Genomic DNA, 16121 nt, shown 5'->3' with positions numbered 1-16121 from the left:
TTCCGTTGGTGGCGAGGAATGCCGGGTCACTCTTCGTCGAGCGCGAGGCTCTTGCCTTCGGGCGTTCCGGCGCGCAGGGCGGAAAAGTCGAACAGCCGACGATCCAGCAGGTGGGAGGGCAGCACATTGGCCAGCGCGGCAAAGAGGCTCTCCTCGCAGCCGGGAAATCGTTGCTCCCAGTCGCGCAGCATCATCTTGACCTGTTTGCGCTTCAAGTCTTCCTGCGAACCGCAAAGATCGCAGGGAATGATGGGAAATTGCCGCAATTCGGCGTACCGGGCCAGATCCGCTTCCTTCACATAGGCCAGCGGGCGGATCACGACATGACGTCCGTTCTGGGAACGGAGCTTCGGCGGCATGGCCTTGAGCTTCCCGTTGTAGAAGAGATTCAGAAACAGTGTCTCCAAAATATCGTCGCGATGATGGCCGAGAGCGATCTTGGTCGCGCCGAGTTCGGCGGCGAGGCGGTAGAGATGGCCCCGCCGGAGCCGCGAGCACAGTGAACAAGTGGTCTGGCCTTCCGGGATCAGGCGCTTGACGATCGAATAGGTGTCCCGTTCCTCGATGTGATACGGTATGCCGAGACCGCTGAGGTACTCCGGCAACACGTGGGCGGGGAACCCCGGTTGCTTCTGGTCGAGGTTGACCGCCACCAGTTCGAAGCGGATGGGAGCCCGGCTGCGCAGCGCCAGCAGGACGTCGAGCAGACTGTAACTGTCCTTGCCGCCCGAGACGCAGACCATGACCTTGTCGCCGTCTTCGATCATCGTGTAATCGGCGATGGCCCGGCCCACCAGCCGGCAGAGGCGGAGGTGCAACTTCTCGGCTTCGCCGGTCAGTTGGTCGAAAGAAGCGGCGGCCCGCCCGTTCTGTTTCGCCGGGGTCAGCATAACTGATGAATCGGCGCTATTGTACCCGTCGCCGATGGGAAAAGGGAGAGGCTGTGAAATCGATTTTGTTCGTGTGCACCGGAAACATCTTTCGCAGCGTGGTCGCGGAGTATGCCGTGAAGGCCAGGATCGGGCCGGACCTGCGCGCTATGATCGGCTCAGCCGGGATCGAGGCGCAACCTCAACCGTTGCATCCGTTGATCTGCGCTCGGTTGTTGGAAAAGGGCGTCGATCCCTCCGCGCACAGGCAACGGAGGGTTACGCGCGAGTTGCTTGATCGCGCGGACCTGGTGGTGGCGATGGGCTTCGATCACCGGGACGCGCTCCGCCGGTCCTTCGGGCGGGAAGCCTGGCTGTTCAATCAGGTATGCTACGGGCGGGAAGAGCCGATTCTTGACCTGCACGAGGCGATTCCGGATTGGCAACAGCACCTGGAGGCCGCCCGTGCCTACGTCCTCTCGGTCGTGGATTATATTTGGGACGCCATGCCGGCGTTTCTCTCCCGCGTCGGCCGGTTCTGACGAGTGCTTTCTCGCGTCGAAAGGAGATCGGCGCGGCGGCGCCGCGGATCGGCGTTCACGCGGTGGACTTGAAAAAAAGCGCCGAAAGCGGCGGCAGGGTAAGCGCGAGCGAATACGGACGACCATGGATCGGCGACGGATCGGCTTCCGTCCCGCCGAGGTTTCCCATCCCGCTTCCGCCGTACTCTCGTGCGTCGCTGTTCAACAGTTCTTTCCAGAATCCTCCGCGCGGCGCGCCGACTCGATAGTGAATCCGCGGCACCGGCGTGAAATTGCACACGACCAGGATCAGCTCGTCGGTGGAAGTCCCGCGCCGCAGCAGGCTGATCACGCTGGCGTCCGCATCGTGGCAATCGATCCACTCGAACCCGGCCGGGTCGAAGTCACGTTCGTGCAGCGCCGGCTCGCGCCGATACACGTCGTTCAGATCCGCCACCCATTTCTGTATTCCTTGATGCGGCGCGTACTGGAGCAAATGCCAATCTAGACTCTCGTCGTGTGCCCACTCGCGCCACTGGCCGAATTCGTCGCCCATAAATAAGAGCTTCTTGGCGGCTTGGGCGAACATGTAGCCGAACAGCAGACGCAGGTTGGCGAATTTTTGCCAATCGTCACCTGCCATTCTGCCGAGCAACGAGCCTTTCCCGTGCACGACTTCGTCATGTGAGAGCGGAAGCACGAAGTTTTCATGGAACGCATAGAGCATGCGGAAGGTCAGGTTGTTGTGATGATATTTCCGGTAGATCGGGTCCAGGGCCATGTATTCGAGCGTGTCGTGCATCCAGCCCATGTCCCACTTCATGCCGAAACCAAGCCCGCCGGCGTAGGTCGGTCGCGACACCGCCGGCCACGCCGTCGATTCTTCGGCGTAGGTCTGGACGTCCGGGTAACGCCGATAGACCTCTTCGTTCAGGCGGCGGAGAAACGTGATCGCATCCAGATTTTCCCGTCCCCCGTACGGATTGGGGATCCACTCGCCCGCGTTCCGCGAATAGTCCAGATACAGCATGGACGCCACGGCATCCACGCGAAGTCCGTCGACGTGATATTTCTCCAGCCAGAACAGTGCACTGCTGATCAGGAAGCTCCTGACTTCATTGCGGCCGTAGTTGAAAATGCAGGTGTTCCAGTCGGGATGAAACCCCTGGCGCGGATCGGCGTGTTCGTACAGATGGCTGCCGTCGAAATAGACAAGTCCGTGTTCGTCGGTCGGAAAGTGCGACGGCACCCAGTCGAGGATGACGCCGATCCCGTGCCGGTGCAGTTCGTCGATCAAGAACATGAGGTCCTGCGGCGTTCCGAAACGACCGGACGGTGCGAAATAGCCGGTGGTCTGATAGCCCCAGGACCCGAAAAACGGGTGATCCATCAGCGGAAGGAACTCGACGTGTGTGAACCCCATCCGCTGCACGTAGTCGGCGAGCTTGACAGCCGCTTCACGATAGCTCAACGAACGGTTGCCTTCTTCGGGAACGCGCATCCAGGAGCCGAGATGCACTTCATAGATGCTGATCGGCGCGTCCAGGGCGTTGCGGCGGGCCCGAATCCGCAGCCAGTCCTCGTCGCGCCAGGCATAATCGAGGTCCCACACAATCGAAGCGGTCTTGGGCGGGACTTCGTTGAACCGCGAAAAGGGATCTGCCTTGTCGACTTGATACCCATGGTGCCGGGAACGGATGTGGTACTTGTACAGCGTGCCTTTGCCGACATGCGGGACAAAGCCTTCCCAGATGCCGGATCCGCCTCGCGGATGCAGAACGTGACTAGCTGGGTTCCAGTCGTTGAAGGTCCCGATCACTGAAACTCGCTCTGCGTCCGGAGCCCAAACCGCAAAATACGTCCCGGCGACGCCGTCAACCACGGCGGGATGCGCGCCGAGCTTGTCGTAGAGGTGGAAGTGCGAGCCTTCGTTGAACAGGTACAAGTCGTCATCGGTAAGGAGCGTAAACAGGGCTGCAGTTGTGCGCGATTGATGGTCCACTGTTCGACCTCGAATCTTGGGTGTCGATGCGCGGTGTTCTTCCACGTCGTAGCCTATCGTCGCGGCTGTCGCTCGTCAACCCGAGCACTGTTTGCGCACATTTCGCGGTCATGGTAGTGGTTCTGCTGTGGTCGGTGCGAAAGCCGGGCCATGGCGCTAGTGACACCCGAGTCTTGATTGTGATAAACAGATAGCCGATTGTTGGCGGAAGGTCCGTGCGCGTGCGTCCCCATCGTCTAGCCTGGCCTAGGACGCCGGCCTTTCAAGCCGGCAACACGGGTTCAAATCCCGTTGGGGACGCCAAACTGTGCTCACCCAGCACGGACGGCGATCGATACTCGTCCCCGCCGCAAGTACGCGGGATAAAAAAGATAAAGTGATCGGAGCAGAATCGTCTCAAGAAGGCCGGAAAGCCGCATCATGGCGGCTCGCGGGAGGATGGTGATGCATCCAAAGTGGCGCAGCGGTGTGATTCTGGCCGTACTGGTCGCCGGTGTCTTGGCCATGGGTGCTGGCCCTTCGCAGGATGCGCAGACAAAAAGCGATGAAACCGTCACGTTCCCGGAGCCGGTGCCCAAGGGGAAGGACAACGCGCCGATGGTGTTGATCCCGGCAGGGTGTTTCCCCATGGGGACGAACAACATCGGCGCGGACCCGACCCAAGGTTTTCCGAATGAGAGTCCCGAACATGAGGTGTGCCTTCCTGCGTACTACATTGATCAGTTCGAGGTTACGATCGAGCGTTACGCAAAGTTTCTCCAGGAGACCAATCACGATCTGCCGTCGCTGTGGGACGAGGACGCGGTGACGACAGCGCCGGACCGGCCTGTGATCGATGTGACGTGGTATGATGCGGAGGCGTACTGCAAATGGGCCGGCAAGCGGCTGCCGACCGAAGCCGAATGGGAAAAGGCTGCGCGAGGGACCGATCGACGCCGTTACCCGTGGGGCGACGTGCACACATTTCCTGATTTGGCGAATTACAACCGGGGGGATTGGGTGAGTTACCCGGTGACGTTGGCGCCGGTGACCTATGGAGTTGAAGGCTTCAACATTCGCACGGGTCTGGTTCCCAAAACCGGGGGCCGGAGTCCGTACGGCATTTACAATATGGCCGGGAATGCCTCGGAGTGGGTCGCCGATTGGTATGACCGTGAATACTACTCCAAGAGTCCGAAGGACAATCCGACGGGGCCACCGTCGGGAGAGAGAAAAGTCTACCGCGGCGGGAGTTGGTATGACATTCCGCGCAAGCTCCGCACGACCGCGCGCTTTTCTGCTGAGCCGGACTTTCATGATCGCACGACGGGATTTCGTTGCGCCATGGATGCGGGGAAACAATAGGCAATGGGAACGGAAGCAGGCCGTCCTCTGGCCGAACCGCTGACATCTGACATCCGTGATCGAAGGAATCGAGAGGCCGAGCAGACGCTTTGATCACGGCAACCAGCCGGCGAGTTCATCCCTTCGTTCACACCTGTCTCTCCGGAATCATGTCGAATTCCGAATCGAATCAGGACCCTTCGGAGCCGTCTTCCTCCGATGACGAGAGGGCGGAGTCACGGGTCCTCTCCAACGAAAGGGCCTGGACCGCCATCATCGTCGGCGTAGTCTTGCTGACCGCGGTCTTCGCGCTCGGACGTTCCGGCCCGTCTCCGTCGAAATCCAAATCCGAACCCCAACGAGCCAAAGCTGCGCCTCTGCTCTCGCCAGAGGCAGTGCCCTTGGTGACTGGAGAGGAGCCCGTACAGGATTTGTTTGTCAAAGCGGGTTGCGTGGTCTGCCATACGATTCCCGGCATCGCAGGGGCGACCGGCCGGGTCGGGCCTGAGTTGCTGCTACGGATCACGGGTCCCGACCGGCTGGCGGATCCGAAATATCGCGGCAAGGCCAAGACGGTGCGGGAATACATCGTCGAGTCGATTCTCTCGCCGAGTGTCTATGTGGTGCCCGGATATCCCGACCGGACGATGCCGAACTGGTACGGGCAGAAACTGAGCGCCGGGGCAGTGGAGAAAATCGTGACCTACCTGGAGCACATTCCAGCGCCCGACCGGTCTAGTGACGGGTGAGATTGACTCGTCCGTCAAGCCGGCGGGGGGGGGTGCCGTCTCCCCCTCAGCGTTTGCGGAAAGGGCTCGGCGGAGACGGGGACATGCCTTGAATCTGGAAGGTTTTTTCTTTCCCCTCTTTGTCTTTGTCCAGTAGCGCGGCGAGCGCCTCTTCGCCCTTCAATCCTTCCAACTTGATCTTCAGCCGCAGATTGTTGGCGCTGTCGGCGTTGATCAACGCCTGTTCGATGCTGATCTTGCCGGACTTGTAGAGATTGAACAGGACGTGATCGAAGGTCTGGCAGCCTTCCTCGATCCCCTGTTCCATCGCTTCCTTGAGCGTGTCGACCTGCGCCTTCTTGATCAGATCCTTGACGCGCGGGGTGTCCAGCATGATCTCCAGTGCGGGCACTCGTTTGCCGTCCAGTGACGGAATCAATCGCTGCGAAATGATGGCGCGAAGATTGAGCGAAAGCTGGAGATAGATTTGGGCATGCCGTTCGACGGGAAAGAAGTTCATGATGCGCTCGATGGCCTGGTTGGCGTTGTTCGAGTGCAATGTGCCCAGGCAAAGATGGCCGGTTTCGGCGAAGGTAATCGCCGCTTCCATGGTCTCCGTGTCCCGAATTTCTCCGATCAGAATGACATCCGGCGCCTGCCGCAACGCGTTTTTGAGCGCATTCTGGAACGAATGCGTGTCGAAGCCGACCTCCCGTTGGGTGATGAGGCATTTCTTGTGCTGGTGGACGAATTCGATCGGGTCCTCCACGGTCACAATGTGACCGGGCGCGACCGTATTTCGATGGTCGATCATCGCCGCCAGCGTGGTCGACTTGCCGGAACCGGTGGCGCCGACCACCAGGACGAGGCCACGCTTGGTCATGGCGATGTCCTTGATGATCGGCGGGAGCTGCAGTTCCTCGACGGTTTGAATTTGCGCCTTGATCATCCGGAAGACGAGGCCAACGTTCCCTTTCTGGCGGAAGATATTGACCCGGAAGCGCCCCAACTCTTTGTAGTAGAGCGCCAGGTTCATCTCCATCCTTTCCTCGAACTCGCTCCGCTGTTGTCCGCGCATCAAGGCCAGCGCCAAGGCTTCGAGCTGTTCGTTCGTGAAGGGCGGGGCGTCGGTCCGTTGGGTGACGCCGTGAATGCGATACACCGGCGGCGCGTCGACCGTGAGGTACAAGTCCGACGCGTCCCGATCCACCATCACCTTCAGCAAACTCCGAATATCCATGCTCCGTCTCTGAGCTCCTCCGTTGCGCGCGAACGGCTGCCGAGCCGATCGCGGGTTCGTCACGAACCTGCGTGAATCATGCAGGCTAAGCGGTCGTCCCGACTTGGTTGAACAGATTCGGGTTCATGCTCCGAGCCTGAGCCTCGCCTTTCGTCACCAACCCCCGGTTCACCAGCTCGATCAGGGCCATGTCCATTGTCTGCATTCCGTCCTTCTGGCTGGCCTGCATCATGCCGGGGATTTGATGGAGCTTGGCCTCGCGAATCAGGTTCCGCACCGCGGTCGTCCCGACCATGATTTCGACCGCCGCGACCCGGCCGCCCGTCCGTTTCTTGAGCAGCGTCTGCGTCAGCACGCCTTCCAGGGTTTCGGCGAGCTGAGCGCGGACCTGCGCCTGTTGGTTCGGCGGGAACGCGTCGATGATCCGGTCGACGGTCTTGGGCGCGCTCGACGTATGGAGGGTTGCCAGCACCAGGTGGCCCGTTTCAGCCGCGGTCAGAGCGAGTTGGATGGTTTCCAGGTCCCGCATTTCACCCACCAGGATGATGTCCGGATCTTCGCGGAGAGCCGAGCGAAGGGCGTTGGCGAACGAGAGCGTATGCACACCCAATTCCCGTTGATTGATCAAGCACTTTTTGGACTTGTGGACGAACTCGATGGGGTCTTCGATCGTGATGACATGCCCTTCAAATGTGTTGTTGAGGTAATCGATCATCGCCGCCAGCGTGGTCGACTTGCCGGATCCGGTCGGACCGGTGACGAGGATCAGACCTTTCTCTCGATCACAGAGTTGCCGAATGATCGGGGGCATGCCGAGTTTTTCAAGCGGGATGATCTCCGTCGGAATGGTGCGAAACACGGCGCCCAAACCGCGGTTCTGCAGGAACACGTTGACGCGGAAGCGCGCAATGTCGCCCATCGCGAAGGAGAAGTCGCATTCACGATGCTCTTCGAAGATCTTGCGCTGCACGTCGTTCATCATGTCGTAGACGAGCGCGTGGACTTCCTCCATGCTCAACGGCGGATGGTCCAGTTTCTTCAAGTCTCCATGAATCCGGACCATCGGCGGCTCGCCGGCACTCAGATGGCAGTCCGAGGCGCCTTCCTTGACGGCAAACGTCAGCAACTGCGAAATATCCATGAACCAAGCCCTCCTCCGTGGCGGGTCACGTGCAGAACGACGACCGCACGAGACGAAACATGGACGGACAATGACCGATCAATGTTAAGAACCGGTAGCCTTCAAATGGGCGGAACCCTTGGCCATCATGCCACATCGATGCGAGAAAGCAAGAAAATCCCCACAAGCCGATGCTCCTCCACGGGAGCATCATATGGAGGGCCATCGGCGGACGACCCTGTGACCGATGGGAACAAAGACTGTGTGGGCTTGGCAAAGCGAGTGGCGGGAAGCGGCGGTCAGATCAGCCCTAGGTCCTTTCCGGCTTTCCGAAAGGCCTCCAGCGCGGCGTCAAGTTGCTCGCTGGTATGTTCGGAGGTCACCGTGACCCTGATGCGGCTTGTTCCTTTCGGAACGGTCGGAGGCCGAATCGCCGGAGCGTAGACGCCGTGCTCGAGCAGTTTCTCGGCCATCGCGAGGGCGCGTTCGGCTTCGCCGATGAGCACCGGGATGATCGGACTAAGGCTGTCGGTCGTGGTGAAACCAAGTGTCCGCAACCCGGAAAAGAGATGCCGGCGGTTGGCCCACAGGCGCGCGCGTCGTTCCGGCTCCGTCTCGAGGATCGCCAATGCGGCTACTGAAGCGGCCGCACTGGCGGGCGGCGGCGCGGTGGTAAACATGAACGACCGAGCCGTATTGATCAGATACGCGATGAACGAAGCGGGACCGACGACGTAGGCGCCGATTCCACCCAGCGCTTTTCCGAGCGTGCCCATATGGAAGGGGATGCGTGATTCGACGCCCCAGTGTTCGAGCGTGCCGCGACCGCGTTCGCCCATTACGCCAGTCCCGTGCGCGTCGTCGACCAGGACCTGGGCGTCGTACCGTTCCGCCAGGATGGCGATGTCGGACAGCGGAGCCGCGTCGCCATCCATGCTGAACAGCCCGTCAGTGACGATCAACGTCCGGCGTCTTGCCGGCCGACGGCGAAGCAGCGATTCGAGATGGCTCACGTCGCGGTGGCGGAACACGCGAAACTCGGCCCCGCTCAAACGGCATCCGTCGATGAGGCTGGCGTGACACAATCGGTCGGCGAAAATCATCCCGCCGGATCCGATCAATGCGGGGATCAATCCGAGATTGGCGAGATACCCCGAACCAAACACCAGGGCCCCCTCCGTGCCCTTGAAGCGAGCCAACGCCGACTCCAACTCCTTGTGGGGTGGAAGCGTGCCGGAGACCAGGCGGGACGCTCCGGCGCCGACGCCGAATGTCTCAGTGGCCTGGACGGCGGCTTGAATGAGTCGAGGATGGGTGGCCAGGCCGAGATAGTCGTTGGATGCCAACAGAATAACTTGACGCCCGTCGATGGAGACGACCGGGCCGGTCGCGGACTCCAGTGATTTTGGTTGGCGCAGGAGGTGATGCCGCTCCAAATGTCGAAGCTGCGCGGTGAACTGCCCATCCCGATCGGTGTCGTCCGTCAACGCCATCGTGTCGTGCCGGCATCGGTACGCTATACCCGCCGATTCCCCATGTCAACGGCGCGTCAGGACGATCGGAACCACGAGCGCGATTGGATTGACAATCAGCGGGAAACCCGAGTATAAGGCCCGTCACCGTTGAGCCGGCGAGTCGTCGCCGGCCATTGGCCACAGGCGCAAAGGGATGTCTTACCGCATCAAAGTTCCCTCAAAAAGTGAACCGGTGAGCGAGCCCCGGTTGCTCAGCGGAATGGAACGCCTGCTGCTCACCATGCAGGAATATCGCCGAGCTGTGCTGGCGGGGGTCGGAGTCTTGCTCGCGGCGGTGGCGATTGTCGCCGGTGTGCTGTGGTATGACCACCGTACGGCGGAGGCGGCGCTCGATCTCTACCGCGAAGCCACTCGCCACTATTTGACGCGCCCCGCCGACAAACCGGAACAGGCCGACGCCAATCTCAAGGAGGCGATCAAGAAGTTTCGCCAAGTGGTGGAACAGTATCCGCGCACCCCCAGTGCGCCGCTTGCCCTGTATCACCTGGGAAACGCGTTGGTGCAGGCCAATGAGATCGATGCGGCGATCGAGACCTACAAGCGGTATGTCCTGCTGTATGGTTCGCATTCCGTCTTGCTCGGCCTGGTTCAGCAACGATTGGGCTATGCCTATCTTCTGAAGGGAGATCGGGATCAGGCGGCTAAAGCGTTTTCGACGGTTCTCCAACTGCCCTCCGCCTTGAATAAAGACAACGCGCTCTTTGAATTGGGCAAGCTTGAAGAGGCGCAATCACGGCCGGAAGGCGCGTTGAGCCATTATCAGCAATTGATCAAGGAATATCCTAACTCTCCTTTCGCCAGCGAGGCGGCGGTCCGCCTCAAGGTGCTGGAAGCGAAGAAAGGACCGGAAGGAAGCGTTTCCGGAACCGCAACGGCCGAATCGCCACCCGGCGGGTCCGCTACGAATCCAGCCGCCCACTCGTCCCCTTCATCAAGCGCGGGACAACGCTAGCTCGATCGTTCGGCCACTCGATACTCAGCGAAGAAGCGCATCGTTCGGGCAGGACAAGGCCGGAACGGTCATCTGATCGCGAGCACGTCGCCCGGCTTAATCAAGGCGCTGGTGAGGTTATTCCTGACTTTGAGCGCCTTGACCGAGATTCGGAAGCGCTTGGCGATCTTTTCAAGCGTATCGCCCACCCGCACGCGATACACTTTCGCGCTTTCAAAATCTATGCGGTTGCGCTTGGATTTCGCGATGATCGGGGCGTGTTTATAGGTCGGAATACGGTCCAGCAGCCGCTCGACTTTCTCTTTCATTCCGGCTGGAACCTTGAGATGATACTCGGCGTCGTCCGGCGGTGTAGCGTCCCGGCGAAGCTCCGGGTTCAGATTCTTCAGCTCCTGATAAGGAATGCCGGTGACGTTTGAGATCGCCCGGAAATGGATCGGGCGGCGGACGACCACTTCTTCAAAGCGGTGAGGCGTCACCTCTTCCAGAGGAAACCCATAACGATCCGGATTCTTTGCGATGATGGTGGCGGCCATAAACCGGGGAACGTACTCTTTGGTTTCCCGACGGATCAGCGTGGTGCGGGAAATTTCTTTGAAACTTTCAGCTTGGGCCTTCTGCAGCGCGCGCAGCACTTTCCCTTCGCCGGCGTTGTAGGCGGCCATGGCTAATGGCCAACTGCCGAAGAGATCGTAGAGATCCTTCAGATATCGGGCCGCCGCGACCGTTGACTTGATGGGGTCGCGGCGCTCGTCTACGTATTGATCGACCCGCAGCCCGTAGAGTTTCGCCGTGCCTTTCATAAACTGCCAAGGGCCGGTAGCCCGAGCGCGCGAGTAAGCATGCGGATTGAAGCCGCTCTCGACCAGGGAGAGGTACACCAAGTCGCTCGGCAAATCGAATTCAGAGAAAATACGTTCCACCAACGGCTTGTACTTGCCTAGTCGGAGCAGCCATTTCTCGAACCGATCACGAATGGCGGTATTGAAGTAGCGAATGTGGCTCTGGACGGAAGAATCCAATACGATCGGGACGTTATACGTGACGTGACCGTTCTCCTCTTCCTCAGAGGCCTTTGCCGACCCTTCGGACTTGCTACCCTCCGAATCGGTGGCCTGCGGAGGTCGGGCAGTTTTCTCCACAGCCGAAACCGACTCCCTCTCCGCCTGATCGGCAGGAGGATCGCTCAGGAAAAACCGTTCCGAGGCCTCCGCCGGACCTGGCGTCTCGTCAACGGCTTGTAAAGCGATATCAAGCGTCGTCGATGATGAGGATTCCTCGCCCGAAGCGGGAGTCTGGACTGCTGAGGCCTCTACCAGCGATTGTTCAGCCGTTGCCAATGTCGCCAAGGCCACCGCCGTTAGAACCATGAGTGGTAAGAACATCACCGCAAAGCCCTTCATCTGCCCACCTTCTCGCCTCTGCCTCCGCGCCGAGCAGCTCATTCGGGTGTCGAACGCGCAACGGAAAACGGAAGTTTGGGCTACCCTAGCGAGTGTTTCCGCTGTTGTCAAGGAAAAGAACACCGACGGGCGCCGCCTTGACTCTCTGGCAAGGGCTGTGATAGCGTAGCCCCCCTCCCGAGTGACCCCCAAGTCTTTACAAGCAGAGGAGAAGAGGAGAACGGGTTGATGGTGAAACGGTATCTACTTGCTCCCGGACCGACCCCTGTGCCGCCAGAGGTCCTCCTGGCGATGGCGCGGCCGATTATCCACCACCGCGCGCCCGAATTCGCCCAGGTGTTCGCCGAAGTGCGTGAGGACCTCAAATGGCTCTTCCAAACCCGCAATGAGGTCTTGATTCTTGCCTCCTCTGGGACCGGAGGGATGGAAGGTGCGGTGTCGAATTTTCTCTCCCCTGGTGACAAGGCGCTGTGCGTGAACGCGGGAAAGTTTGGAGAACGGTGGGGAAAGTTGTGCAAAACATTCGGTGCCCAAGTCACGGAAATCAAGGTTGAATGGGGACGGGCTGTCGATCCGCAGGCGGTCGCTGATGCGCTCAAGAAAGATCCGTCGATCAAGGCCGTGTATGTGCAGGCAAGCGAGACATCGACCGGCGTCGCACATGACGTGAAAGCCTTGGCGGAGATTGTGAGGCCCTATGAGGGCACGATTCTGGTAGTGGACGCGATCACCGCGCTGGGCGTGTTCGATATCAAGACCGACGCGTGGGGCTTGGATGTGGTCATCACTGGATCGCAGAAGGCGCTGATGCTGCCGCCCGGATTGGCCTTCGTCAGCGTGAGCGAGAAGGCCTGGCAATTGGCTCAGAAAGCCCAAAACGGCGCGTTCTATTTCAATTTCAAGAAAGAACGGGAGGCTCAGAGCAAAAACCAAACGGCATATACCCCGGCGGTCTCCCTGATCCTTGGGCTTCAGGAAGTGCTCAAGATGCTGAAGACGGAGGGACTGGAAGCGGTGTTTGCCCGCCAAGCGGCGCTGGCTCGGGCCATGCGGGAGGGCATCAAGGCGGCCGGGCTCTCCCTCTTTCCGAAAGAATCACCTAGCGACGCGGTGACAGCGGTTTCCGCTCCCGATGGTCTCGACGGTCAGGCGATCTACAAGAATCTCAGGGTGCACTACGGAATCACCGCCGCTGGTGGCCAGGACCACTTGAAGGGGAAGATTTTCCGGCTCTCTCACATGGGGTATATAGACCGATTCGACGTCATCACGGCCTTGTCGGCCGTTGAAATGGTCCTGAAAGGCCTCGGTCATCCGATCAAATTAGGCAGCGGTGTGTCGAGGGCGCAAGAATTGCTGATGGCCGAGGTTTGACGGGAGCGATCGGGCGAGACGGCGATGAAAATTCTGGTCAGCGACAGCTTGTCAAAGCAAGGAATCGAGGTCCTCGAAAAGGCCGGATTCACCGTGGTCGTCAAGACCAAGCTCTCCAAGGACGAGCTGCTCAAGGAGATTAAAGATTGTGACGGTCTGATTGTCCGCTCGGGGACGAAAGTCACCGCCGAGGTGATTGCCGCCGGGGAGCGGCTTAAGGTCATCGGGCGAGCCGGCTCCGGGTTGGACAACGTGGATACCCAAGCCGCGACCCGCCGCGGCATTGTGGTGATGAACACCCCTGGCGGCAACACCGTGACGACCGCCGAACACACCTTGGCGATGATCTTCGCGATGACCCGCCGGATTCCCCAGGCGACCGCGTCGATGAAGGCCGGGAAGTGGGAGAAAGAACGGTTCATGGGCGTTGAGTTGTACAACAAAATTCTGGGGATCGTCGGTGTCGGGCAGATCGGCGGCTATTTGGCCAAGCTGGCGCAAGGAATCGGCATGAATGTCATCGCCTATGACCCCTATCTGGCCGAAGAACGCGCACGCAAGATGGGGGTCGAGATGGTGGATCTCGATGAACTGTTCCGCCGGAGTGACATCATCTCGGTCCATACGCCCTTGACGCCGGAAACCAAGTCGCTGATCGACGCCAACGCGATCGCCAAGATGAAACCCGGCGTGATGATCGTCAACTGCGCGCGGGGCGGGATCGTCAACGAGGCCGATCTCTATGAAGCGCTCAAGAGCAACCGGGTGGCTGCAGCCGCGTTCGACGTGTTCGACCAAGAACCGATCAAGCCGGATCATCCCCTGCTGACTGTGGACACCTTCATCTGCACGCCGCACATCGGCGCGTCGACGACGGAGGCTCAGGAGAACGTCGCCATCGGCATCGCGGAGCAGATCGTCGATTACTTTACTAAGGGGATCGCGCGCGGAGCCGTCAACGTTCCCTCGGTGCCGCCGGAGCTGCTTCCGCAGCTTCAGCCGTATTTGGCACTGGCCGAAAAGGTCGGCCTCCTGCAAGCCCAGCTGTACGAGGGCGGACTTGAGCGGGTCACGGTTGAATACAACGGGGAGGTCGCTTCGCTTGCTGTGGCGCCGTTGACGATCGCGGTCTTGAAAGGGCTCCTCACCCCGATCCTCGAAAACGCGGTGAATTTCGTGAACGCGCCGCTCGTCGCCAAGGAGCGGGGGATCGAAGTGAAGGAGGTCAAGAGCGGAGACGCCGGCGACTTCACGAGTGTGATCCGGGTCCGGGTCGAAGCAGGCAGATGCGCGCACCATGTGGCCGGGACGCTGCACAATCGCAAGGAACCTCGTATCGTCGAAATCGACACGTTCCAAGTCGAAGTGGTGCCCGAAGGACACCTTCTGCTGATTCTCAACGTCGATCGCCCGGGCGTGATCGGCGAGGTCGGGAAAGTGCTGGGCGATCACGACATCAACATCGCCCGCATGCAGTGTTCCCGCGAGGAACGCGGCGGCAACGCCTTATTGATCATTGGGACTGACGTCCCCTTATCCCGCGAGGTGCTGGACCAAATTAAGTCCGCGAAAAACATTCTCTCGGTCAAGGTCGCCGATCTCTCCATGAGTTTGTAACCGTCCCTTCCACTGGCCATGGCTCGCCCGCCGAGCACACCGCCCGTGCAGTTGTCCCCTCCGCTCGCTTCGCAGGAGCGCTCGCTCGTGCCCGCGGGGATGACGACCATTTTGCCCCATGTCGCGATGCAGGTCCGGCGGCTTGAAGGCATTCTTCTCACTCAGTTGAGTCGTTGGGGCTATGACGAAATTATCCTGCCCACGTTCGAATACCTGGACGTGCTGGCGCCCGGCCTTGAGCAGGATCTCATCGAGAAGTGTTACCAATTTGCCGACCGGACGACCGGCCGTATCTTGCTCCTGCGGCCGGACGCCACGGCGCAGATCGCCCGGACCGTGGCGATGGGTATGATCAACCGGCAGATCCCCCTGCGACTGTCCTACCGGACTTCCGTCTTCCGGTACGAGCCGGAACATGCCGGGCGGGATCGGGAGATTTTTCAAGTCGGAGCGGAACTGATCGGACGGGACGATGGTGCCGCCGACGCCGAAATCATCGCGCTTATGGCGGAATGCCTGAAACAGGTCGGGCTTCGTGCGTTCAAAGTCTCTCTGGGGCATGTCGGGTTTTTTAAGGGCCTGCTGGCCCGAACGGGGATGTCCGCGGAGGGGCGAAAGCGGGCTGAAGAGGCCGCTGCGCGCAAGGATCTGCCGCGCCTCGAGGAAATTCTTGCATCCGAGCGAGTGCCGCCGGCCCAGGCTCGAGCCATTCTCGAAGCGCCTGGATTATACGGAGGGGATGAAGTGCTGAATCGAGGGCGAAAGCTTGCCGGACGAGACCGTACGCTGCACTCGACGCTCGATCGGCTCACGCACGTGTATCAATTGCTGGAGTCCGCAGGTCTCGGCGGATGCCTCTTGCTCGACCTCGGCGAATTCCGCGGCTTCGAATATTACGACGGGCTCGTATTCGATGTGTTTGCGGACGGAGTGGGATGTGAACTCGGCGGCGGCGGCCGCTACGATCATTTAATCGGACGCTTCGGTCGAGATCTCCCGTCCACCGGCTTTGCGGTGGATGTCGATCGGCTGTTCCGCGCGTTGAATCGTGTGGACATCGTCGGCGAGTCTTCCCAACCGGGGCCTGACTATGTCGTCTGTGCACCTATCCACCTGTCTCAACGCCTGTTTCAGTTGACGAGCCTGTTAAGGGCGCGCGGGTGCCGGGTCGTTCATGGAGAGGGTCGACCACGACCCGTCGAGACCATCCAGGCGGCTGTCGAAGAGGCGCGTCGGTATCAGGCCACGGCGGCTCTGGTGCTCGGCGCCCCTGGGCTCTCCGCCGATGAGGTGCTGCTGATTGAGAGCTTCTCATCCGGTCCCGCTGCAAAACGGTCGGGGAAACGCCGCTCCCGGGCGCACTCGGTTAAGCGGGTCAAGATTCAAGCGCTTGCTGATTGGGCCGGCGGCACGACGAACTCCTGACGGGAACAGCGA

The 16121-nt window shown here is 60.4% G+C and carries 13 protein-coding genes and 1 tRNA gene; 8 read left to right on the top strand and 6 right to left on the bottom strand.

All coding sequences use genetic code 11. The features are described 5' to 3' along the window. Window positions 1-26: 26 nt before the first annotated feature. On the bottom strand, window positions 27-890 hold the full coding sequence (gene ttcA, locus ACWHTU_RS14850) for a tRNA 2-thiocytidine(32) synthetase TtcA (protein WP_447860163.1): 864 nt from the start codon (window positions 888-890) through the stop codon (window positions 27-29). Between the two features lie 53 nt (window positions 891-943). Here ttcA and ACWHTU_RS14845 point away from each other — a divergent pair, with 53 nt between their 5' ends. Further along, the gene (locus ACWHTU_RS14845; protein ID WP_447860162.1) at window positions 944-1411 is read left to right on the top strand and encodes an arsenate-mycothiol transferase ArsC; all 468 of its coding nucleotides are present in this window, start codon (window positions 944-946) and stop codon (window positions 1409-1411) included. 55 nt (window positions 1412-1466) lie between these two features. Here ACWHTU_RS14845 and glgB read toward each other — a convergent pair whose 3' ends face one another. Then, the gene (gene glgB / locus ACWHTU_RS14840; RefSeq protein ID WP_447863376.1) at window positions 1467-3392 is read right to left on the bottom strand and encodes a 1,4-alpha-glucan branching protein GlgB; all 1926 of its coding nucleotides are present in this window, start codon (window positions 3390-3392) and stop codon (window positions 1467-1469) included. Between the two features lie 225 nt (window positions 3393-3617). On the opposite strand from glgB, the gene ACWHTU_RS14835 reads away from it, so the two are divergent. From ACWHTU_RS14835 to ACWHTU_RS14825, 3 genes are all read left to right on the top strand, one after another. Then, window positions 3618-3695, top strand: a tRNA-Glu gene (locus tag ACWHTU_RS14835). Between the two features lie 141 nt (window positions 3696-3836). Beyond that, entirely contained in the window at window positions 3837-4736 is a 900-nt protein-coding gene (locus ACWHTU_RS14830) for a formylglycine-generating enzyme family protein (protein ID WP_447860161.1), read from the top strand. Window positions 4737-4885: 149 nt separating this feature from the next. Continuing rightward, window positions 4886-5464: a hypothetical protein gene (locus tag ACWHTU_RS14825; protein WP_447860160.1), complete on the top strand. Its 579-nt coding sequence runs from the start codon at window positions 4886-4888 to the stop codon at window positions 5462-5464. A gap of 46 nt (window positions 5465-5510) precedes the next feature. Here the strand turns inward: ACWHTU_RS14825 and ACWHTU_RS14820 are convergent, their stop codons facing one another. From ACWHTU_RS14820 to bioF, 3 genes are all read right to left on the bottom strand, one after another. After that, entirely contained in the window at window positions 5511-6683 is a 1173-nt protein-coding gene (locus ACWHTU_RS14820) for a PilT/PilU family type 4a pilus ATPase (protein ID WP_447860159.1), read from the bottom strand. 85 nt (window positions 6684-6768) lie between these two features. Further along, window positions 6769-7824, bottom strand: coding sequence for a type IV pilus twitching motility protein PilT (locus ACWHTU_RS14815; RefSeq protein WP_447860158.1), 1056 nt, complete (start codon window positions 7822-7824; stop codon window positions 6769-6771). 278 nt (window positions 7825-8102) lie between these two features. Next, window positions 8103-9296 (bottom strand): 8-amino-7-oxononanoate synthase, encoded by a 1194-nt coding sequence (gene bioF, locus ACWHTU_RS14810; RefSeq protein ID WP_447860157.1) that lies wholly within the window; start codon window positions 9294-9296, stop codon window positions 8103-8105. A gap of 214 nt (window positions 9297-9510) precedes the next feature. Between bioF and ACWHTU_RS14805 the strand changes: the two genes are divergently transcribed. Beyond that, window positions 9511-10290 (top strand): tetratricopeptide repeat protein, encoded by a 780-nt coding sequence (locus ACWHTU_RS14805; protein WP_447860156.1) that lies wholly within the window; start codon window positions 9511-9513, stop codon window positions 10288-10290. A 68-nt stretch (window positions 10291-10358) separates the two neighbouring features. On the opposite strand, the gene ACWHTU_RS14800 is transcribed toward ACWHTU_RS14805, so the two are convergent. Then, window positions 10359-11693: a transglycosylase SLT domain-containing protein gene (locus ACWHTU_RS14800; protein WP_447860155.1), complete on the bottom strand. Its 1335-nt coding sequence runs from the start codon at window positions 11691-11693 to the stop codon at window positions 10359-10361. A 228-nt stretch (window positions 11694-11921) separates the two neighbouring features. On the opposite strand from ACWHTU_RS14800, the gene ACWHTU_RS14795 reads away from it, so the two are divergent. The 3 genes from ACWHTU_RS14795 (at window position 11922) to hisZ (ending at window position 16109) form a co-directional block, all read left to right on the top strand. Then, entirely contained in the window at window positions 11922-13067 is a 1146-nt protein-coding gene (locus ACWHTU_RS14795) for a pyridoxal-phosphate-dependent aminotransferase family protein (protein ID WP_447860154.1), read from the top strand. A gap of 24 nt (window positions 13068-13091) precedes the next feature. Next, on the top strand, window positions 13092-14684 hold the full coding sequence (serA, locus tag ACWHTU_RS14790) for a phosphoglycerate dehydrogenase (protein WP_447860153.1): 1593 nt from the start codon (window positions 13092-13094) through the stop codon (window positions 14682-14684). 87 nt (window positions 14685-14771) lie between these two features. After that, on the top strand, window positions 14772-16109 hold the full coding sequence (hisZ, locus tag ACWHTU_RS14785) for an ATP phosphoribosyltransferase regulatory subunit (RefSeq protein ID WP_447860151.1): 1338 nt from the start codon (window positions 14772-14774) through the stop codon (window positions 16107-16109). Window positions 16110-16121 lie beyond the last annotated feature (12 nt).

It is taken from the genome of Nitrospira calida, assembly GCF_976986435.1.
The sequence above is the reverse complement of the archived record's forward strand: the minus strand, read 5'-3'. Positions and strand labels throughout refer to the sequence as shown.

Bases quoted from the DNA above. Each gene is read 5' to 3' on its own strand.
- ttcA (WP_447860163.1), bottom strand. From the start codon at position 890: ATGCTGACCCCGGCGAAACAGAACGGGCGGGCCGCCGCTTCTTTCGAC.
- serA (WP_447860153.1), top strand. From the start codon at position 13,092: ATGAAAATTCTGGTCAGCGACAGCTTGTCAAAGCAAGGAATCGAGGTC.
- ACWHTU_RS14800 (WP_447860155.1), bottom strand. From the start codon at position 11,693: ATGAAGGGCTTTGCGGTGATGTTCTTACCACTCATGGTTCTAACGGCG.
- ACWHTU_RS14830 (WP_447860161.1), top strand. From the start codon at position 3,837: ATGCATCCAAAGTGGCGCAGCGGTGTGATTCTGGCCGTACTGGTCGCC.
- ACWHTU_RS14820 (WP_447860159.1), bottom strand. From the start codon at position 6,683: ATGGATATTCGGAGTTTGCTGAAGGTGATGGTGGATCGGGACGCGTCG.
- ACWHTU_RS14815 (WP_447860158.1), bottom strand. From the start codon at position 7,824: ATGGATATTTCGCAGTTGCTGACGTTTGCCGTCAAGGAAGGCGCCTCG.
- ACWHTU_RS14795 (WP_447860154.1), top strand. From the start codon at position 11,922: ATGGTGAAACGGTATCTACTTGCTCCCGGACCGACCCCTGTGCCGCCA.
- bioF (WP_447860157.1), bottom strand. From the start codon at position 9,296: ATGGCGTTGACGGACGACACCGATCGGGATGGGCAGTTCACCGCGCAG.
- ACWHTU_RS14825 (WP_447860160.1), top strand. From the start codon at position 4,886: ATGTCGAATTCCGAATCGAATCAGGACCCTTCGGAGCCGTCTTCCTCC.